The 21004-nt window shown below is 57.8% G+C and carries 18 protein-coding genes; all 18 read left to right on the forward strand.

What is annotated here, in order from left to right:
* Window positions 1–2: 2 nt before the first annotated feature.
* On the forward strand, window positions 3–2042 hold the full coding sequence (gene flgK, locus BUC40_RS07680) for a flagellar hook-associated protein FlgK (RefSeq protein WP_073264295.1): 2040 nt from the start codon (window positions 3–5) through the stop codon (window positions 2040–2042).
* Between the two features lie 169 nt (window positions 2043–2211).
* Window positions 2212–3456, forward strand: a complete 1245-nt coding sequence (flgL, locus tag BUC40_RS07685) for a flagellar hook-associated protein FlgL (RefSeq protein WP_073264297.1) — start codon at window positions 2212–2214, stop codon at window positions 3454–3456.
* Window positions 3457–3620: 164 nt separating this feature from the next.
* A complete protein-coding gene (locus tag BUC40_RS07690; RefSeq protein WP_073264299.1) occupies window positions 3621–4379 on the forward strand; it encodes a class I SAM-dependent methyltransferase in 759 nt (252 codons plus the stop codon).
* 5 nt (window positions 4380–4384) lie between these two features.
* On the forward strand, window positions 4385–4987 hold the full coding sequence (locus tag BUC40_RS07695; protein ID WP_073264300.1) for an HAD-IB family phosphatase: 603 nt from the start codon (window positions 4385–4387) through the stop codon (window positions 4985–4987).
* Entirely contained in the window at window positions 4963–5634 is a 672-nt protein-coding gene (locus tag BUC40_RS07700; RefSeq protein ID WP_073264302.1) for a phosphocholine cytidylyltransferase family protein, read from the forward strand. Before BUC40_RS07695 ends, BUC40_RS07700 begins: the two co-directional genes overlap by 25 nt.
* Window positions 5627–6775: a CDP-glycerol glycerophosphotransferase family protein gene (locus BUC40_RS07705; RefSeq protein WP_073264304.1), complete on the forward strand. Its 1149-nt coding sequence runs from the start codon at window positions 5627–5629 to the stop codon at window positions 6773–6775. Before BUC40_RS07700 ends, BUC40_RS07705 begins: the two co-directional genes overlap by 8 nt.
* Entirely contained in the window at window positions 6772–7254 is a 483-nt protein-coding gene (locus BUC40_RS07710) for an acyltransferase (protein WP_073264306.1), read from the forward strand. Before BUC40_RS07705 ends, BUC40_RS07710 begins: the two co-directional genes overlap by 4 nt.
* The gene (locus BUC40_RS07715) at window positions 7238–8374 is read left to right on the forward strand and encodes a DegT/DnrJ/EryC1/StrS family aminotransferase (RefSeq protein ID WP_083593396.1); all 1137 of its coding nucleotides are present in this window, start codon (window positions 7238–7240) and stop codon (window positions 8372–8374) included. Before BUC40_RS07710 ends, BUC40_RS07715 begins: the two co-directional genes overlap by 17 nt.
* Complete coding sequence (locus BUC40_RS07720) at window positions 8365–8781, forward strand: sugar 3,4-ketoisomerase (protein ID WP_073264310.1); 417 nt, start codon at window positions 8365–8367, stop codon at window positions 8779–8781. Before BUC40_RS07715 ends, BUC40_RS07720 begins: the two co-directional genes overlap by 10 nt.
* Window positions 8778–13202: a glycosyltransferase gene (locus tag BUC40_RS07725; protein ID WP_083593399.1), complete on the forward strand. Its 4425-nt coding sequence runs from the start codon at window positions 8778–8780 to the stop codon at window positions 13200–13202. The genes BUC40_RS07720 and BUC40_RS07725 overlap by 4 nt, the downstream gene beginning before the upstream one ends.
* A gap of 256 nt (window positions 13203–13458) precedes the next feature.
* A complete protein-coding gene (locus tag BUC40_RS07730) occupies window positions 13459–14619 on the forward strand; it encodes a flagellin (RefSeq protein ID WP_073264312.1) in 1161 nt (386 codons plus the stop codon).
* A gap of 80 nt (window positions 14620–14699) precedes the next feature.
* Window positions 14700–15080 (forward strand): flagellar protein FlaG, encoded by a 381-nt coding sequence (locus BUC40_RS07735; RefSeq protein ID WP_073264314.1) that lies wholly within the window; start codon window positions 14700–14702, stop codon window positions 15078–15080.
* Window positions 15081–15160: 80 nt separating this feature from the next.
* A complete protein-coding gene (gene fliD / locus BUC40_RS07740; RefSeq protein ID WP_073264316.1) occupies window positions 15161–16579 on the forward strand; it encodes a flagellar filament capping protein FliD in 1419 nt (472 codons plus the stop codon).
* Window positions 16580–16966: a flagellar export chaperone FliS gene (fliS, locus tag BUC40_RS07745; RefSeq protein ID WP_073264318.1), complete on the forward strand. Its 387-nt coding sequence runs from the start codon at window positions 16580–16582 to the stop codon at window positions 16964–16966. It begins immediately after the preceding gene.
* Between the two features lie 218 nt (window positions 16967–17184).
* Window positions 17185–17565 (forward strand): flagellar export chaperone FliS, encoded by a 381-nt coding sequence (gene fliS, locus BUC40_RS07750; RefSeq protein WP_027906174.1) that lies wholly within the window; start codon window positions 17185–17187, stop codon window positions 17563–17565.
* Between the two features lie 25 nt (window positions 17566–17590).
* Entirely contained in the window at window positions 17591–17887 is a 297-nt protein-coding gene (locus BUC40_RS07755) for a flagellar protein FliT (protein WP_073264320.1), read from the forward strand.
* A gap of 219 nt (window positions 17888–18106) precedes the next feature.
* The gene (locus tag BUC40_RS07760; RefSeq protein WP_073264322.1) at window positions 18107–19579 is read left to right on the forward strand and encodes a sigma-54 dependent transcriptional regulator; all 1473 of its coding nucleotides are present in this window, start codon (window positions 18107–18109) and stop codon (window positions 19577–19579) included.
* A gap of 217 nt (window positions 19580–19796) precedes the next feature.
* Complete coding sequence (locus BUC40_RS07765) at window positions 19797–21002, forward strand: sensor histidine kinase (protein WP_073264324.1); 1206 nt, start codon at window positions 19797–19799, stop codon at window positions 21000–21002.
* Window positions 21003–21004: the final 2 nt, after the last annotated feature.

Consider the following 21004-nt stretch of genomic DNA (forward strand, 5'->3'; position numbering starts at 1 on the left):
ACATGGCTGACTTACTGAACATAGGTCTGTCGGGTTTGGCGGCGAACAAGACTTCGCTGTCGGTGACCGGACATAACATCACCAATATCAACACCCCCGGGTTCTCGCGGCAGGACACCATCCAGGCGACGCGTACGCCACAGTTCAGTGGTGCGGGTTACATCGGCAGCGGAACCACGTTGGTGGACATCCGTCGCAGTTACAGTGAGTTCATGACCACCCAGCTGCGCAGTAGCACCTCGCTGAACAGCGACGTGAAAGCGTACAAAAGTCAGATCGACCAGCTCGACTCTTTGCTGGCCGGCACGACCACGGGCGTCACGCCTTCCCTGCAGAAGTTCTTCTCGGCGATGCAGACGGCCGCCGAGGATCCGTCCAACTTGCCAGCGCGGCAACTGGTGCTTTCCGAGGCTGAAGGGCTGAGCCGGCGGTTCAATACTGTCTATGATCGCCTGAGTGAGCAGAACAGTTTTGCCAACAAGCAGATGGGCGCTGTTACTGAGCAGATCAACCGGCTGGCTGGCTCGATTGCCAGCCTCAACGAGTCGATCGCGATCGCTCAATCCAATGGCAGTCAGCCAAACGACCTGTTGGATGCGCGTGAGGAGACGGTGCGTCAGCTGGCAACCTTCGTCGGCGTCAACGTTGTTGCGCAGAACGACGGTACTCAGAACGTTTTCATCGGCTCGGGCCAGCCGTTGGTGATCGGCAGCAATGCCGCTCGCCTGGAAGTGGTACCCGGTACCAACGATCCGAATCGCTCCGAGATCCAGTTCATAGTCGGCTCTGCCCGCCAGACCATCACCAACCAGGTGACCGGTGGTGAGCTGGGCGGCATTTTGCGTTATCGCGAAGACGTCCTGGACAAGACGTTCAACTCTCTGGGTCGTCTTGCACTGTCGATCAGTGATCAGGTCAACAGTCAGTTGGGGCAGGGCCTGGATCTGAAAGGGCAAGTCGGTACCAAGCTCTTTGGTGACTTTAACGAGGAGGCGCTGGCACGTCTGCGCGTGCTGCCTGCGTCGACCAATAGTAGTAACGCCTCGCCCGTGCTGAATATCACCAACAGTTCGGTACTGACTACCAGCGACTATCGCCTGGAGTTCGATGGTACCAACTACTCGGCGCGCCGTTTGAGCGACAACCAGCCGATGACCGTGACTCAGAACCCGGCTGGCACGCTGAGTTTTCAGGATAGCGCAGGGCGCGATCAGGGCTTCCAAGTAGTAGTGGGTACACCGGCGCCTGCCGCTGGTGACTTTTTTGCACTGCAGCCGACGCGTATTGGTGCCTCGACCATTTCCACCGTATTAGATCAGGCAGATCAGTTGGCTTTTGCCGCGCCAGTTCGCGCCGAGGCCAACCTGCAAAATCGCGGCAATGGCGTTATCAGCCAGCCGACACTGCAGTCCAACGGCAGCAACATCGATCCGGCAGCTCTGCAGGCTGCTTTCCCGCCGCTCACGCTTACCTACGACTCTGCTGGTGGAGATTTCACGGGCCTGCCTGCAGGTGCGACTTTGACCCGCGTCGACAATAAAGGGCAGCCGATCACGCCCGCGCCGACTCCTCTTTTCACGCCGGGGCAGCAAAATAACTTCCAGCTGACCATGGCAGACGGCACCAGCGTCAACATGAGTCTCAGTGGTCGCCCGGAAAATGGTGATAGCTTCAACATCGGCTTCAACCAAAACGGCGTTTCCGATAACCGCAACGCCCTGGCACTGGTTGGTTTGCAGAACAAGCAGGTAGTGGGGGTCGATCCCAGTGTCACCGGAATCACCACCGGTGCCAGCTTTACCGACAGTTACGGGGACCTGATCGAGCGAGTCGGCACCCTGACCGCTCAGGCTCGTCAGGACAACGAAGCGACCGGTGCTATCCTCAAGCAAGCTCAGGACAACCGTGATTCACTCTCAGCGGTCAACCTCGATGAGGAGGCTGCTAACCTGATCAAGTTCGAGCAGTACTACAACGCCTCTGCTCAGGTGATTCAAGTTGCGCGCTCTTTGTTCGATACCCTGATCGGAGCATTCCGATAGGGGCATTTAGCTTGATGAAGCGAGTGCACCCAGCGCGATGCATAGCCATATCAGATAGACGAGTTAACGATCATTCCGTTCTGACCATCAGCAATGGCTAGATGGTAGAAATCCCCAAAGGGGTGCGGTACCGGTAGAGCCCCGGGCCGCCAGACAAGGCGAGGCAGTTATGCGTATTTCCACTCTTCAGGCGTTCAACAACGGCGTTCAAGGCCTGCAGCGCAACTACGCCAATGCCATCCGCACCCAGGAGCAGATCAGTACTGGCAATCGAATTCTCACGCCTGCGGATGACCCGGTTGCATCGGTGCGCCTGCTGCAGCTCGAGCAGCAGCAGAATGTGCTGACCCAACATAAGGAAAACCTGAATGCGGCAGATAACAGCCTCGTTCAGGAGGAAAGCGTTTTGCAGTCGGTAAATACCGTACTTATCCGGGTGCAGGAGCTTGCCGTCGAAGCGGGTAACGGCGCACTGGCTCCAGAGCAGCGCAAAGCTATCGCCGCGGAATTGCGTGAGCGTGAAGACGAGCTGCTCGGCCTCATGAATACCAAGAATGCCCGCGGTGAATATCTTTTCTCAGGGTTTCAAGGCAAAGCCGAGCCTTTCGTTCGCAATGCCGATGGCACTTACAGCTATCAGGGTGATGAAGGGCAGCGAAAGCTGGAAATTGCCAGCTCGCTCAGCGTGCCGATCAGCGACAACGGCAAGAAGGTATTTCAGGACGTTATCAATGCCGGTCGCCTGGATGCGGTCGTTGCCGCCCAGCCTGGGTCTACCCTGCGTGCCTCCACGCCGCTGGTTCAGGATGAAGTGGCATTCAGCGGTACACCTCGGTTTCCGGATGGTGGCGTTGATGTCGTCTTCGGTAATCCCGATGCCAACAGCTACGAGGTGTTTGCAGCTGGAACCACTACGCCGGCACTGGCCACCGGCGCTATGGACGACAAACCCGACGCCAGCGACAAATTGGTATTTCGCGGCGTGGTGATCAACTTCGATGGAGCTCCCGCTACAGGCGATACGGTGACCGTCACTTCCGACCCCAACCGACAGAAGCAGGGTGCGCTCGATACCATCGCCAATCTGCGTAGATCACTCGAAGAATCACCAGCAACGCCGGAGGGTAACCTTCAGGTCCGCGATGCCGTTGCACAGGCGATGACCAACCTGTCACATGCCAGCGTTACGGTCGACGGCACCCGTGGCGACATTGGCGCGCGGCGAAACATTATCGAGAGTACGCTGACCAGCAACGAAGATACCGCTCTCGCTAACAAGTCGGTGCAAGCGGAATTGCGTGAGCTGGATTATCCCGAGGCGCTCTCGCGCCTGTCTTTCCAGACACTGATTCTCGAAGCGGCGCAGCAGAGCTACGTGAAAATTAGTGGTCTGAATTTGTTCAACAAGCTTTGATCCATCGGCTGCCGGTGCCACATATCGCTGGTTCATGTGGTACTCAGTAGCAGCTTCTCCCCAGTTGGCTAATATTTTGCTTGATTGGCTCTGAATGTCGGAAGATTGACGCAGAGTTGATCGCCCATGGCGCGTCTCGCCTACTATGCCCCTGTGGAGAACAAATGAGCACTCAAGGCCGGATAAAGGGAACCAATGTTCCTATCGACTACGAGGCAACACAGGCCTTTTTCGAAGAGAGAGGCCGGCGAGAATATGCTAGTGCTCTGAGTACCACGATGTATCAGGACAATGACCCCGAGCTGGTCATGCAGCGCGATCAGGCGGAAAAGGCCGTGCTGGCACCACAACTACAGCTGCCCGCTGAAGCCCGGGCTCTTGATGTCGGGTGTGGCGTTGGGCGCTGGGGCTGGTTTCTCAATCAGACCGTCCCGGGCATCGATTACCTCGGTATCGATTTTTCGGAGGCACTGATTCAAAAAGCCCGACAGGAAGCCTTGCAACGGGGTGATAGCTCGTTGCGCTTCCAGACCATGTCTGCAATCAATATCCAGCCAGACGAGTTGCTGATCAGGCCGCCCTTTGATCTTGTCATCATTTCGGGGCTGCTGATTTACCTCAATGACGATGACTGTATAAAGGTATTGCGTTCCGCCTGCGAGTTATGTGCGCCCGCTGGAAAAATCTACCTGCGCGAACCCGTGGGCGTTCAAGAGCGCCTGACACTTGACCGATTCTATTCGCAAGAGCTCAGGTACGAGTATTCGGCCATCTACCGCACCGTTGCAGAGTTGGAAGGATTGCTGGCGCAGGCGGGGCTGTTGCCGGCCTTGCGTATCCAGGTGTCAGGGTGCCTGTTTTCCGCTGATCTGGAAAAAAGAACGGAAACTCGGCAGCACTATTTCATCTTTCAAAAGAGTTGAGCGCTATGGCCACCGCCTATTGCTTCGATCTCGATGGCACCTTAACCCAGCAGGAGCTGCTGCCATTGATCGCATCGTCCGTCGGTTTGGAGGATGAGATATCGGTACTGACCGAAGCCACCATAAATGGAATTCTACCGTTCGAAAAATCCTTCAAGCTGCGCGTTCGCCTGCTGCGTGATGCGAATATCGACTGGATCCACTCGGCGCTTCTGAAACAAGTCGAATTCAATGCTGACATGATCAAGTTCATCGCCAGCCGACCTGATCAGTGCTTCGTTGTAACAGGCAACCTCGATGTGTGGGTTAAACCCGTACTTGATCGCCTGGGTATTCAGAGCTTCACATCGATAGCGCAGATGAACGGGCCGCGCATCGAAGGGATCGAGCATATCTTGCACAAGGGCGATGCTGTCCTTGGCCTACGGGATCGCTTCGACCGTATCATCGCCGTCGGCGATGGCATGAACGATGTGCCGATGTTCGAAATGGCAGACTGGCGTATCGCCTTTGGCGGCGCCCACAGCCCGAATCACCTTTTGGTGAAGTTGAGTGACTTTGTCGTAAACGACGGAGGTGCGTTGTGTCGCCTATTAAACACGTTGTAATCAGCGCCGCCGGGATTGGCTCTAGGCTCGGCTTGAACAAGCCCAAGTGCCTGGTCGAAATAGCAGGGCGCACGCTACTCGATTATCACCTCGAGCGTCTGAGTTGGGCGGAGAATATATGGCTGGTTGTCGGCTTTGAAGAAACCGAGGTCATCCGCCATGCAATGTCCTTGCGTAACGACCTGATCATCGTTCGCAACCCGGACTACGCGAGGACCAACACGCTACAGAGTATCCATCGTGTATCGCGGCATTTGCAGGAGCGATTTCTGGTCATTGATGCCGATACCGTCGTCGAGCCAGCGTCTTTCAACGCCTTCATGTTGGCAGCCAGCGAATGTACGCAGCTGATCGGTATTTCCCGTTACACGACCAGCGATGGCGTTCGCGTGCTCCTCGACGAAGCCGGCGCGTGCGTCACCGCGTTCACGCGGGCGCCAGAGCATGCCTGGGAGTGGACCGGCATTGCCGTCATCGATCCGGCGGTGGTGGTCGACAAACCCATCTACGTCTACCAGGCGCTTGAAGGTTCTCTGCCCATGCGCGCCGCCGAGATCAAGGCATTCGATATCGACACGATCGCCGACCTTGACATGGCGCGCCAGGTTCTTGCAGATGGATGGCTCGATAGAGATAACTATGCATAACGACTCGATCAATACCGCCAAAAAACATCTGGTCATCCTTTATCAGCTGCCTGAATCCTGGGCCAATGTGCGATCCGTCTGGGAGGCCGCTCGTGCTGACGACTCAGTCGACGTCTCGGTGATATTGCTGCCATTCATCCATCGCGATTACCAGTGGCAGCGCGACCAGGCCGAGGCGCATCTGCGCGCGCTTGGCGTGCCGTTCGTGCCGTGGGATTCCCATGCGCTTGAAGGCGAGCAGATTGACGCCGTGCTGTACACCTCGCCTTATGATGAGACCAGACCGCCCGCCTATAAATTTGCCGAGCTGCGCCAGCGCGTGGGGCTTACCGCGTACATCCCCTATGGTCTGGAAGTGGGGGGCGGCGAGCAGAACTACGTCTATCAGTACGGCCAGCCCGTCACCGCTCATGCGGATGCCGTTTTTGTAAGGTCGCAGAGTGTTCGTGAGATGTTTGCCCGCCATTGCCCGACGGGTGCCGGCCATGTCCATGTCACCGGGCATCCGCGTATGGATGGGCTGGTCGATATCGCGCAGTTTCGGGCGGACCCAGCGTTGCTGGAGGCAATCGGCGAGCGCAAGGCCGTGCTGTGGAACGCGCACTTTTCATTCGATGGTGACCTGTGGTCGACTTTCGATCAGCTGGCGGCAGGCATCCTCGACGCGTTCGCCGCTCGTCCGGATCTCGTGCTGCTGTTGCGCCCCCATCCGCTGCTATGGAAAAAACTGATCAACCTGAACATTCTCAAGGAGCAGGAGATAGCGGATCTCAAGGTGCAGTTGAGAGCGTCCGGTGTGATCATCGATGAGCGCTCCGACCACCGCCATGCCTTCGCCGCCAGTTCGGCGATGATGAGCGATGCCGGGTCTTTCCTTATGGAGTACCTGGCGACCGGCAAACCGGTTCTTTACCTGAAAAACCCCCATGGCCTAGGCCTCAACGAAGAAGGTGCCGCAGTGGTGCGTCAGTATCAGAGCGCTGCGGATGTCGAGCAGGTCGCCGTCTTTCTGGATCAATTACGGCGAGACGAGGATCCCCTGCTGCTGAGCCGCACCGCTGCCATCAGGCATTTCTTCCACCGGCTCGATGGCGCTGCCGGGCGCCGTGTACTGGACGTGCTCAAGGGGCTGATGGCATGACCACCCTTCATCCTCTCGCGGATATCCAGAGTTGCCGGATAGGCGATGGCACGCGGATATGGCAGTTCGTGGTGGTTCTGGCCGATGCCGTCATCGGTCGTGACTGCAATATCAACGCCCATTGCTTCATTGAAAATGATGTCGTGCTGGGTGATCGCGTTACGGTGAAATGCGGTGTTTATCTATGGGACGGTCTGCGGGTCGGGGACGATGTGTTCATCGGTCCGAACGTGACCTTCACCAATGACCTCTTTCCTCGTTCGCGGCAACGGCCCGAGCGTTTCCTGCCGACCCAAATCGAGGCCGGTGCCTCGATCGGCGCCGCCGCGGTAATCTTGCCCGGCTTGACCATTGGTGCTGGGGCGATGGTCGGCGCCGGCTCCGTGGTCACCCGAGATGTGCCTGCCCATGCGCTGGTCGTCGGCAGCCCCGCACGAGTCGTACGTTATCTGGATGATCGCCATGCGCCCGTTTCTTGACCTGAAAGCGCTCATGGCGCGCGATGAGCCTGCCCTGAATGCGGCATTCGCCCGTGTTCTACATTCGGGGTGGTATGTGCTGGGACCCGAGGTAGAGGCGTTCGAGCACGAGTTCGCGCAATTGTGCGGCGTTGATCATGTGGTCGGAGTCGGCAATGGTCTGGATGCCCTCACGTTGATCCTGCGCGCCTATCGCCAGCTTGGGCGTCTTGCTCCGGGCGCGGAGGTGATACTGCCAGGCAACACCTTTATCGCCACGGCATTGGCCGTTAGCGAGGCAGGTCTGGTTCCGGTGCTGGTCGAACCTCAGGAGAGCGACTTTGCCATTTCGGTTGCCGCCGTCGAGGCCGCGATCACTCCCCGAACAGGGGCGGTGATCGCCGTTCATCTTTATGGGCGACTGGCTGATATGTCTGGCTTGCGGCAGGTGACGCAATGCCACGATCTGTTGCTGATCGAGGATTCTGCGCAGGCCCATGGCGCACGCGACGAGCACGGCCGCGTGGCGGGTTCGTTGGGCGATGCCGCAGGATTCAGTTTCTTTCCGGTGAAGAACCTGGGTGCGCTTGGCGATGGTGGTGCGGTCGCCACCAATGATGGTGTGCTTGCTGAGCAGGTACGCAAGCTGCGCAGCTATGGCTCCTCCGAGAAGTACATTCATGACGTGAAAGGCGTGAACTCGCGCCTGGACGAGCTGCAGGCGGCATTGCTGCGAGTCAGGCTAAGCAGACTGGGTGAAGACGCTGAGCAGAGGCGGGCCATTGCAGATCGCTACCTGCAGGGCATATCGAATCCGGCGATCACCCTGCCGAGCCAACCTTCATTGCCGCTCAGCCATGTCTGGCATCTGTTTGTGGTGAGTTGCGCGCAACGGCATGACCTACAAGCGCATTTGCAGCGTCGTGGTATTCCTACCCTGATTCATTACCCCGTGCCGATCCATCGACAGGCTGCTTATTCCGAGCTCTCCAACCTATCACTGCCGGTAGCGGAAGGCATGGCCGCCCAAGTGCTGAGCCTGCCTCTGTATCCCGGGATGCCGGAGGACTACGTGGCTGCTGTGATCGATGCGTGCAACGATTTTCCGCCTGACGAAATTAGAGAGGGCCCATGTCGCTAAAAGATTGCAAGATCATTGATCTGCCAAAGATCGAAGACCCGCGCGGCAACCTGACTTTCGTCGAGGGCGGCCGGCATATTCCGTTCGACATCAAGCGTGTTTACTACCTCTACGACGTGCCGGGTGGTTCCCATCGCGGCGGCCATGCGCACAAGGGCCTGCACCAGTTGCTGATCGCCATGTCTGGCAGTTTCGATATCTTGCTGGACGATGGTCGTACCCGCTTCAAATATCACATGAACCGCTCCTACTACGGCCTCTACATTCCGCCCATGATCTGGCGCGAAATCGACAACTTCTCCAGCGGGTCCGTTTGTATGGTCATGGCTTCGCAGTTCTATGACGAAGATGACTATTTCAGGGATTACGATGAATTCAAAAAGGCGTTACAAGGACCTTCGGCATGAGCTCTGTCAGTTCTAACGTTCCGCCACTCGAGCGTTTGCTCGATGGATTGGCGAGCCTTAACAGGCTGAAGGCCTCACGACGTGGCCCGGCTGACATTCGCTACGATGTTGATGTCACCGTTACGATCATGTCCTACAACAATGCTTCGTATCTTGCGCAGACGATCGAGTCGGTGCTGTCTCAGGAAGGCGTAAGCCTCGAGTTGCTGGTCTTCGATGATCGCTCCACTGATGACAGTGTCGAGGTATTGAAGGGATACATTGGCGACCCACGCTTCAGTTTTCAGGTCAACCCGGTCAACTTGGGAATGGCCGGTAACTACAATCGCTGCGTTCAATCAGGCGGTGGCAAGTACCTGGTCGTGCTGGGCTCCGATGATGTTATCTATCCTGGCCACCTGGCATCTCTCGTGGCGGCGATGAATGCTTGCCCAAGTGCGGCTCTGGGTTATGCCCAGTGCAACTGGATCGATGAGAACGGTAAATTCATTCGCTTTGCCGACCATCCGGGGCACCGCAAGCAGTCCTATTCCGGCGGGCGTGACGAGGTGGCGGACCTTCTGACGTTCGACAGTTACATCACGCCCTCGGCCGCGATCCTGCGACGCAGCGCACTGCCTCATATCGAATTGCCCGAAGGGGGAATCCACCGTCACGATCTGTTGGCCGGCGATTGGGAATTGTGGATTCGTCTGGCGCGCACCTTCCCCGATTTCGTTTTTCTGCGCCAGGCGAGTGTTGGTTACCGCATCCATTCCGGACAGATATCGAACACCTTCTACGGCAGCGAGCGCCCGCTGCGCGAGCACACCGAGATTCTGGAAATGAACCTCGCCGATGCCCCCACCCGCAGGCGTATGATCGCTAATGGCGATGCCATTTGGGCACTGTATCAGCAGCGGGTAAACGCGTACCCCTCTGAAACGACGGCGTTCTATCAACGTAGAATCGATGCGATCCATACCGCGCTGATGGCCAAGGGCGAACTGTCCATGGCGCCATCGCAGTACCTGTTCTCGATCATCATGACCACCTACAACCGGCGCGAACTGCTGCGCTTCGCCCTGGACAGCGTCGGTGCTCAGACCCTTCAGGATTTCGAGGTCATTCTGGTCAATGACCATGGAGAGGGGGTCGAATCGCTTCTGGAGCGGTACCCCTTCTGTATTACCTACCTGCGTCAGGGGCGCAATGCTGGGCCCGCGGCGGCGCGAAATGCAGCGCATCGTCTGGCCCGTGGTCAGTACCTGGTTTACCTCGACGACGACGACATCTTTCTACCGGCTCACCTGCAAGCCCTCGCCAATGCGCTTCAGGAACACCCGGGGGAAGTGGTTTACAGCGATGCCCTGTTCATTGCAGAGCGCGTTGAGAACGGGGTACGCCACATTGTCAATCAAGAGCAGCGTTATCCCCATGGGACGTACTCACGCGAACGTCTGCTTGTCGACAACTACATCCCGATCAATACCTTTGCCTGGCCGCGTTCTGCTGCGCTGGAGGTTGGCGGGTTCGATGAAACCTTGTCAGGCCTGGAAGACTGGGATTTTCTGATGCGGCTCGCCGCTCGGCTGCCGTTCCACCATCTGCAGCAGGAAACCGTGCAGGTGCGCATGCGTGCTGACGACTCGTCTGCCGAGCGACGTTCTCAGCAGGCGTTAAAGGACTATCCGGCGTTGTATATGGAGATGTACCGGCGTCACGCCGACGCGGGCAGTGCAGCAGTGAAGGCGGGCCGGGAGAACCTGCTGCAGCGCCTGGGTGTTGACGTTGAGGTTACTCGGCAACCGCCAAGCATGCAGGCATGGCTGCAACGTCGCGCCTTGACAGCTGCCCAGAAAAGACTGGTGGACGAGCGCCTGCAAGGGCAGGGCGCGGCGCCGCACTTCGGTATCCTGATCGTTGATCTGCCAGGGGATCACGAAGCACTGGCGCGCACGCTCGCCTCCCTGAAGGGGGCGCACGATAATTATCAAAAGCTGCAGGCAGTGGTGCTCACCAGCGCTGAAAACATCGCCAATTCGGCATCCTGCCAGGTTGTTGTGGTGCGGCCCGAGGAATGGATCAAGCCCCTTAATGAGCTTCTGGCTGGCTTGTCTTTCGATTGGTGCCTACTGCTGCGTGCGGGCGATGAGCTGACCCCTTCGGGCCTCATGATGGCGGGGCTGGAGCTGCTGACCGTACCGGATTGCAGGGCGGTCTACTGTGACGAAATGTTCCGCCAGGACGGGCAACTGGCAGCCGCGTTGCGGCCTGCCTTCAACCTCGATTATCTATTGAGTTTCCCGGCGGGAATGGCCAGGCATTGGCTGTTCCGTCGAGACGTGGTGGTGGATGCCGGTGGGTTCGACCCTGCCTTCGAACAGGCCCCTGAGCTGGAGCTGATCCTCAGGCTGATCAATGAAGGCGGTCTCGACGGCCTGGGCCACGTGGCTGAACCCTTGGTGATCACCGAGGCGCCTGCACTTGCCGACAACGCTACCGAGCAGCGGGCGATCGCCCTGCACCTGCAGCAGCGCGGCTATCAGAATGCCGTGGTCAGCTCTAGCAAGCCTGGCCGCTACCAGATCGACTATGGGCATGGGCAAGCTCCGCTGGTGTCCTTTCTGATTCTCCCTGGGGAGCGTCTCGAGCATCTGCAGCGTTGTGTGGAAAGCATTCTCGAAAATACCCGCTACCCGAACTATGAGTTGCTGTTGATCGAGCAGCATCTGCAGGGCGAGGAGCTCAGTTCATGGCTCAGCGCGTTGGCTTCCCTCGGCGAAGCGCGCATTCGAGTATTGCCTGCCGTCAGTCAGCCGCTGACGCCTCAAGCGCTGCTCAACAAGGCTGCTCAGCAGGCTCATGGTGAGTATCTGTTGTTGCTGTCGGCCGAAACGGCTGCGATCAGCGAGGACTGGTTGGACGAGCTGGTCAATCATGCACAACGTCCGGAAGTTGCTTGCGTAGGTGCCAGGTTGCTGTCAGCAGACGGGGAAATCGCTCGGGCCAGCCTGATCCTCGGGCTCGAGGGGCCGGTGGGCCGGCCCTATGTCGGTGAACCCCTGGATGCACCGGGTTATATGCAACGCCTACAGGTGGTGCAGAACAGCAGCGCCGTTGGGCATGAGTGCCTGCTGGTTGCCAAGGCCGTATTCCTGCAGTTGGGTGGACTGAGCGAGGAGAACATGCCGTGGCGCTATGCGGGTGTTGACCTCTGCCTGAAAGCCCGTCAGGCCGGTTATCTGACCGTGTGGACACCGTTCTCGCAGTTGATGCTCGACCCGGTAGATCTGACCCGGGGTACTACCGCCGAGCACGACGCCCTGTATGCCAAGTGGCTGCCGGTGCTGGCCCGCGATCCCGCCTACAACCCGAATTTCTCGCTCTCACAGCCGGGGGGCTTCAAGCTGGCCGATACGGCGTTGTCATGGCGTCCCCTGTCGTCATGGAAACCGGTGCCCACGGTGCTGGCCCATCCGTCCGACAACTACGGCTCCGGGCACTATCGAGTGATTCAGCCATTTACCTCCTTGCAACAGGCCGGTTTGATCGATGGCGGGCTGTCCCCAGGACTGATGCACGTAACGGATCTGGAACGCTATGACCCGGACGTGATCATTTTGCAGAAGCAGATCGGCGATGAGCGCTTCGATGCGATGCGCCGTATGCAGGCATTCTCGCGTGCGCTCAAGGTTTACGAGCTCGACGACTACCTGCCTAATTTGCCGGTAAAAAGCGTCCACCGGGCGCAGATGCCCAAGGACATCCTGAGGTCCATGCGTCGCGCTTTAGGCTATGTCGACCGTTTCGTTGTCTCGACTCAAGCTCTGGCAGATGCCTGTAGCGGCTTGCATGGCGATATCCGGGTGATCGAGAACTGTTTGCCGCCTGCCTGGTGGAAAGGACTCGCCACCGTGCGCAGCAGGTCGGGTAAACCCCGAGTCGGCTGGGCGGGGGGCATTGGTCACACCGGCGACCTGGAAATGATTGCCGATGTCGTGCTGGCGCTGGCCGATGAAGTCGACTGGGTGTTCATGGGCATGTGCCCAGAGAAGCTGCGGCCCTTCGTCAAGGAGATTCACCAGGGGGTCGATATTATGGCCTACCCGCGAGCATTGGCTGCGCTCAACCTGGACCTGGCTTTGGCACCACTGGAAGAAAACCTGTTCAACGAGTGCAAGAGCAATCTGCGCCTGTTGGAGTACGGGGCTTGCGGATTTGCCGTGGTCTGCAGTGATGTACGCAGTTATCAGGGAAACCTGCCGGTTACCCGGGTCAAGAACCGTTATCGGGACTGGGTAGATGCAATAAGAACGCATGTCGCCGATCTGGATGCAACGGCTCGCGCCGGTGAAGCGTTGCATTCGCAGGTCATGCGTGACTGGATGCTGGAGGGGGACAACCTCATCGCCTGGCAAAGAGCCTGGTTGCCTGACTGAGCGTCGAGAGGCCGGCGCGATTTTATTGTCGGCCTCAAGAATTCGAAACGAGCGCCGATACACTAATCAGGAAGAGGTAGATAAATCGAGGCTCCCAGGTTGTCAAGGGAGGCGCAAAAATAAATCAACTTCTCCCTAAAGCTTCGCAGATTCAGGTCGATAAAGAGTATGAAAGCGAACTCAATGTTGCCTGAGCATTGCAGGCCAGAGTCGCAAGCCCAGGCAAACAGTTAGTGTCCGATGGAGGACAAACATCATGGCTTTGACCGTAAACACCAACATTGCGTCGTTGAACACTCAGCGCAACCTGAACACTTCGTCCAACGCGCTCAACACTTCCCTGCAGCGCCTGTCGACTGGTTCGCGCATCAACAGTGCCAAGGACGATGCGGCTGGCCTGCAAATCGCCAACCGCCTGACCAGCCAGGTCAACGGCCTTAACGTTGCGGTGAAGAACTCCAACGACGGTATCTCCATGGCGCAGACCGCTGAAGGTGCCCTGCAGCAGTCGACCACCATCCTGCAGCGTATGCGTGACCTGTCCCTGCAGTCGGCCAACGGCTCGAACAGCGACGGTGAGCGTAAAGCACTGAACTCGGAAGTGAGCGAGCTCAAGAAAGAGCTGAACCGTATTTCCAACACCACCACCTTTGGTGGCAAGAAACTGCTCGATGGCAACTTCGGTACCACCACCTTCCAGGTAGGTAGCGCGGCCAACGAAACCATCAGCGTGAAAATCGACGAAATGAGCACCGCGTCGCTGAAAGGTAAGTACTACGAAGGCACCATCGCTGCTTCCACTGGCCCGGCCAGCGCTTCGGGTACCATCACCGTTTCCGGCACCGTAAACGGTACCGATTTCTCGGTCGACGTAGCTATCGCCAGCGGCGCAACTGCAGTGCAGGTTAGCCAGTCGGTTGCTACTGCGATCAACGATGCCAACATTGGTGTGGGTGCGTTCGTCGACGATACAGGCGCCACCACTCTGATTTCTGGGCAGAACACCGACGGCACCGAGAACGCGCTGTCCGCCCTGAGCATCAGTGGCACTGTGACCGGCGTTACCACCGGCGCATACACCGCTGCAACGGCTGTCACCGAAACGGAGATGACCAACATCGACGTCAGCACCGTACAGGGTGCCCAGGAGTCGGTCATCGTCATCGACCAGGCGATCTCGGCGATCGACAAGCAGCGTGCCGACCTCGGTGCGGTGCAGAACCGCTTCGAGAACACCATTGGTAACCTGCAGAACATCGCAGAGAACGTTTCGGCTGCACGTGGTCGGATTCAGGATACGGACTTCGCAGCAGAAACTGCGAACCTGACCAAGAACCAGATCCTGCAACAGGCCGGTACTGCGATTCTGTCCCAGGCCAACCAGCTGCCGCAGGCGGTGCTCAGCCTCCTGCAGTAAGCCAACTTGGCTAGGCTGCTCTAAACTCCGGGGGGAAGTGCATAGCGCTTCTCCCCGTTTTGCCTTGCGAGGTAAAAGTAATGGACATCGCAATAAACAGTTTGTCACCTGTGCTGGCCAAGCCTACCGGCTCGCCTGTCTCCGGTGCTTATGTCAGAACTGGGGCTTCTGCTGAAGCAGGTAATGATAAGCCCGCTGCAAGTCAGGGCCAGGCCCCGGCGGAAGATTCTGAGCAGATTTACGAGCAGGTGGACAAAGCGGTCACGTCCATCCAGAGTTTCGTGCAGAACATCCGCCGTGACCTGAATTTCAGTGTCGACGATTCAAGTGGCAGGGTTGTGGTCAAGGTGACCGATCGAGCTTCTGGCGATGTAATTCGTCAGTTGCCTTCCGAAGAGGCCTTGCGCTTGGCGGAAAGTCTGGAGGAAGTGCGAAGTCTGCTGTTCAAGGCCGAAGCCTGATATGGCGTGGTTTTTGAATGTAAAAAATAGGGCTGCAAAAACTTGCGCAGGAACGTCAATATCGTGACGGAGTAGAATTTATGGCTATTGGTGGAATTCAGACGGGTATCAACTCGGGCTTGCCAATCGGTGAGCTGGTGACGGCGATGGTCAATGCCGAAAAGGCACCCAAGGAAGCGCAGCTGGCGCGCCTGTCGAGTTCGACTACCGTCAAGCTAACCGGCCTGGGCAAGCTCAATACTGCGCTTGGCGAGTTTCAGACCGCGCTCAAAGATCTCAATAGCCCAGCTCTGTTCGAGAAGCGTACGGCCACGTCCTCCAATACCAGTGCGCTGACGGCTACCGCCGGAAAAACAGCATCGGCTGGCAGCTACCAGGTTGAGGTGAAAAGCCTGGCTTCAGCCAGCAAGGTTGCGACTCAGGCCCTCGACGGAAACTTCAAGAGTGGCGGCAGTGACGAGGTACTGAGCGTCAAACTCGGTGATAGTGGCACCGCTGTCGACGTGAAGATCACTGCAGGTTCTGATCTTGCCAGCATTCGTGACCAGCTCAATTCTGCGCTCAAGGATAAGGGCGTAAGCGTCAGCACCATCAACGATCCAGCCACTGGCAAGTCTCGCCTGGTATTCAGTGGCAACGAGACGGGTGACGGCAAGGACGTCATCGTTTCCGGCAGCGGTGATCTCGCCGCTCTTAGCGTCGATGGTCGAACTAAGCTTGATCCCGCCGATACCCAGGGCGCGGGCTACATCGTCCAGGCGACCAATGCTCAGTTCTCCATCGATGGCCTGGTACTCAGCAGCCCCACCAATACGGTCAAGGGGGCGATTGCAGATGTCGATTTCGACTTGCTCGCTACCACCGAAAGCAACAAGCCTCTGACCCTCAAGGTCGGCGAGGATAACGCCGGTGTCAAAGCGGGTATCAAGAAATTCGTCGAGGCCTACAACAAGCTGATCAATACCACTAACGATCTGACTCGGGTGACCAAGGTTGGCGAGGACGGCACTCCGCTGGTCGGAGGGTTGGTGGGTGACTCGACAGTGCGAAATCTCGTCGGCGGTGTTCGCAACGAACTGGTGAACCCCGTTGGCGGTGATGGTGTGAGGGTGCTGGCCGATCTGGGTATTACCACCCAAAAAGACGGCACCCTGAAAATCGAGGACACCAAACTCGATGCGGCACTGAAAGACAACTTCGATGCAGTCGGTTCGTTTTTCTTAGGTGATACCGGCTTGATGAAGCGTCTGGATGGGCAGGTGACGGCATACAGCCAGACAGGTGGAATTCTTTCTCAGCGGATGTCAGCGCTGCAATCTACCGATGCCGACATAAAAAAACAGACCGAGGATCTCAAGGTACGTGTCGACAGCATGCAAAAGCGCCTGCTTGCCCAATTCAACGCGATGGACTCTCTGGTCGGTCAGTTGAACGGTACCAGCAGTCAGTTGCAGAACACGCTGTCCAATCTACCCGGCGTAGTGAGGAAGAATAGTTAAATGAGCGATCCTATCGATACCTACAAGAGTGTCAAAACCAGCCAGATCGTGACGCCTTACCAGGCGGTCAGCCTCCTGCTGGACGGTGCCATCGAGCGAATCGCCCTGGCTATTCTGGCCCAGCAACAGCAGAACCCCGGTCTACGCGGTGAGGCGGTCAGCGGCACCATATCCATCATCGCCGTGTTGCAGTCGAGCTTGGACAAGGAGCTCGGTGGTGAGCTGGCGCAGAATCTCGACAATCTGTACGACTACATCAACCGTCGTTTGGTTGGCGTAGCGCTCGACGATACGCCGCGCCGATTGGAAGAGGTGCAGGAGCTGCTGACGCAGATCCGCGATGCCTGGAAAGCCATCGGCCCTGAGGTCGAACCTGGCGGCGAATGAACGGAGTGCGTCTACGAGTAACTGCGAGGCGCCTCTGTCTAGTTTTTGCAAGTCGACTGTCGCCATAAGCGAGGGGCTTGCGCCTCGCTTGTGGCGTGTGTACTCGCCCGTTTTCCACGCTCTCCTATCTCGATATATTGATGATCAATCTTCGCTAAAGCTCACGCCTCTCGTGCCGATACATGAAGTATTCCCGCTGTACACTGGAGTACATCTGCATGAATGCCATGGCCGCTATGCGTCAGTATCAAAACGTCAACACTCAGGCTCAGGCTGTAGATGCCAGTCCGCATCGTCTGATTCAGATGCTGATGGAAGGTGGCCTGACTCGCTTGGCCCAAGCGCGTGGCGCCATGGAGCGCGGGCAGTTTGCTATGAAGGGTGAGTTGATTGGCAAGGCCATTGGAATCATTGGTGGCCTGCGTGCTGGTTTGAACCTCGAAGAAGGTGGTGAGCTGGCTGTGAACCTGGACAACCTTTACGACTACATGAGCCGCCGCTTGCTGGAGGCTAATCTGAAGAACAGCGTCGAGCCGCTCGATGAAGTCGCCGATTTGCTGCGCAACGTTAAATCCGGCTGGGATGCAATCGCCCAGTGATTGGCGTGCTGGAAAGGAGTTTTCCATGAATACATCTGTTCAGCGTCTGCAGAATACGGGTACTGCCATGCGCCAGGCGTTGTCAACCCAGGATTGGGCGGCTATCGGTGAGCTGGATCTGCAGTGCCGTCAGGCTGTGGAAGATGCCATGGTAGATGCTGCCGAAGACGATGGTGTGCTGCGGGCGCGAATGGAGGAGTTGCTAGATCTCTACAAGGATTTGGTAACCGCTTGTCAAACCGAGCGCCAGCGTTTGGCTAACGAGCTTGTTCAATTTAACCACTCGCAGCAGGGCGCAAAGGTTTATCAGCTTTTTGGCTGAGTAAGTAATTACTGCGTCATTATTTGCACCAATTAATGTTTGTCAGCTTTTTCCCCTGTAGCCGCGGTTTTCCCTGGCCGGCTTTAAAATTGACTCATTCCCAGCTTCCTTCAAATAATCACGCCATAAAATTGACTAAGCGCCAATAATTTACTTTACTGCTGGCCATATGCCGGCGCTAGGGCGCTTGGTGGCTTTTCCTCTCTGGGCCGAACAATTATGTGGCGTGAAACCAAGCTTCTGCTAATCGATGACAATCTTGAGCGCCGCCGCGACCTGTCGGTGATTCTCGCTTTCCTTGGTGAGGACCATCTCGCTTGTGGCAGTGGGGACTGGCGCAAGGTTGTCGAGGCTGTTGATTCTAGTCGGAGTATTCTCGGCGTCCTCTTGGGTGAAGTGCAGCTCAAGGGCGGAGCGTTGGATCTGCTCAAGGAGTTCGCCGCCTGGGACGAATTTCTGCCGGTACTGATGCTTCACGAGCATTCCACGCATGAGTGGCCAGAGGAATACCGACGTCGTGTGTTGGCGACGCTGGAAATGCCGCCCAGTTACAATAAGTTGCTCGATTCCCTACACCGCGCCCAGGTCTATCGCGAGATGTACGATCAGGCCCGTGAGCGTGGTCGGCAGCGCGAACCCAACCTGTTCCGTAGCCTGGTCGGCACCAGTCGTGCCATCCAGCAGGTTAGGCAGATGATGCAGCAGGTGGCCGATACCGAGGCCAGTGTGCTGATTCTTGGTGAGTCCGGTACTGGAAAAGAAGTGGTCGCCCGCAACCTGCATTACCACTCCAAACGCCGTGAAGGGCCTTTCGTTCCGGTTAACTGCGGCGCCATTCCCGCCGAGCTGCTCGAAAGCGAGCTGTTCGGCCATGAGAAAGGCGCGTTCACCGGTGCCATCACCACCCGCGCAGGACGGTTCGAGCTTGCCAATGGCGGCACGCTGTTTCTCGATGAGATCGGCGACATGCCTTTGCCCATGCAGGTAAAGCTGCTGCGTGTGTTGCAGGAACGCACCTTCGAGCGCGTGGGCAGCAACAAGACTCAGAATGCAGATGTGCGCATCATCGCGGCGACCCACAAGAACCTTGAGAACATGATCGAGGGCGGCAGTTTCCGCGAGGATCTGTACTACCGCCTCAATGTGTTCCCGATCGAGATGGCGCCGCTGCGTGAGCGCATCGAAGATATTCCGCTGCTGATGAACGAGCTGATCTCGCGCATGGAGCATGAGAAGCGCGGCTCGATCCGCTTCAACTCCGCAGCGATCATGTCGCTCTGCCGCCACGACTGGGCAGGCAACGTCCGCGAACTGGCCAACCTGGTTGAGCGCATGGCGATCATGCACCCTTATGGCGTGATTGGGGTTGGTGAGCTGCCGAAGAAATTCCGCCACGTCGATGACGAGGATGAACAGCTCGCCGCCAGTCTGCGTGATGAGCTCGATGAGCGTGCGGTGCTGACCTCGTCGACGCCGTCCGTGTTGTCGGCAGCGATGCTGCCAGCCGAGGGCCTGGATCTGAAAGATTACCTCGGTAATCTGGAGCAAGGGCTTATCCAGCAGGCGTTGGATGATGCCGGCGGGATTGTGGCTCGGGCCGCCGAGCGCCTGCGTATCCGCCGTACCACGCTGGTCGAGAAGATGCGCAAGTACGGTATGAGCCGCCGCGACGATGAGGGTGGCGACGAGTAAGTTCGCCGCTGTGCTTCTAGAGATGGTGGGCGCCCGCTCACCATTTGCGTTGATTACAGGTGCAGCGTTCGCTGTGCCGGCCAATCAGGTAATTGGCGGCTCTCTATTCTAGATAATCCTATCGCTATGAAAATAAAGGATTTTATTTTCAGGCATGAGTATTGCTATCTCCTTGGTAACTGACCGCCCATGACGGTTCGCCAAGCGAGAAAGTGCAATGAAACCAAGCCCGCAGCGACATCTCGATTCAGCCGCCCATACGCCTGTACAGGGGGCGCGTGGCGATCTAGAACAGTCGCTGGCGCTGTTCGAGCAGATGTCGAGTCGGCTGGGGAATTCCTACAGCCTCTTGGAAAATCGCGTCAACGAACTGACAGGGCAGTTGGCTCATGTGAGTGAGCAGCGTGTGCTTGAGTTGAATGAGAAAGAGCGCTTGGCCCATCGACTGCAGAGCCTGTTGGATTTGCTGCCTGGCGGTGTCGTCGTCATTGACGGCCATGGCTTAGTGCGCGAGGCCAATCCTGTTGCGCGCGACATGCTCGGTGAGCCGTTGCTTGGCAGGCTTTGGCGCGAGGTGATTGCCCAGCGTTTCGCTCCCCGTCGTGATGACGGGCATGAAGTTTCCTTGGCTGATGGCCGGCGACTTTCGATTTCCACTCGCTCGCTACAGGGCGAGCCCGGGCAATTGGTGTTGTTGACCGACCTGACGGAAACCCGCCGCCTGCAGGATCAGTTGTCGCGGCATGAGCGCTTGAGCGCAATGGGGCGGATGGTTGCCTCGTTGGCGCATCAGGTACGTACGCCCTTGTCGGCGGCGCTGCTGTACGCGAGTCATCTGACCGACCAGGTATTACCCGCCGAGCAGCAGCAGCGCTTTGCTGGGCGCTTGAAGGAGCGGCTTCACGAGCTCGAACACCAGGTGCGTGACATGCTGGTGTTCGCCCGTGGTGAGCTGCCATTGCCGGATCGGCTCACACCGTCTGAGCTTTTCGAGGCATTTCGGCAAGTGAGTGATTCGCTGGCTCATGGCATGAGCGTGCGCTGGCAGTGCGATGTCCGTGGCGGTGAGTTGCTGTGTAATCGCGATACCTTGGTCGGTACGCTTCTGAACTTGCTCGAGAATGCCATTCAGGCTGCGGGGCAGGGCGCTCGACTCAAAGTGCATGCGTATGGCCGCGGTAGCACCTTGCGCTTGTGCGTCAGCGACAATGGCCCTGGTATCGATGCGGTCACGATGTCGCGTCTGGGCGAACCCTTTTTCACCACAAAAGCCACTGGCACCGGTCTTGGTCTGGCAGTGGTCAAGGCTGTTGCCCGGGCTCATCACGGTGAGCTGCAACTGCGTTCGCGACCGGGTTTCGGAACCTGCGCCTTGTTGATTCTGCCGCTGATCATTCCAGCGCATCCCTTGATTCAGGAGTGACC

The organism is Phytopseudomonas punonensis (assembly GCF_900142655.1).
Classification (GTDB): Bacteria; Pseudomonadota; Gammaproteobacteria; order Pseudomonadales; family Pseudomonadaceae; genus Aquipseudomonas; species Aquipseudomonas punonensis.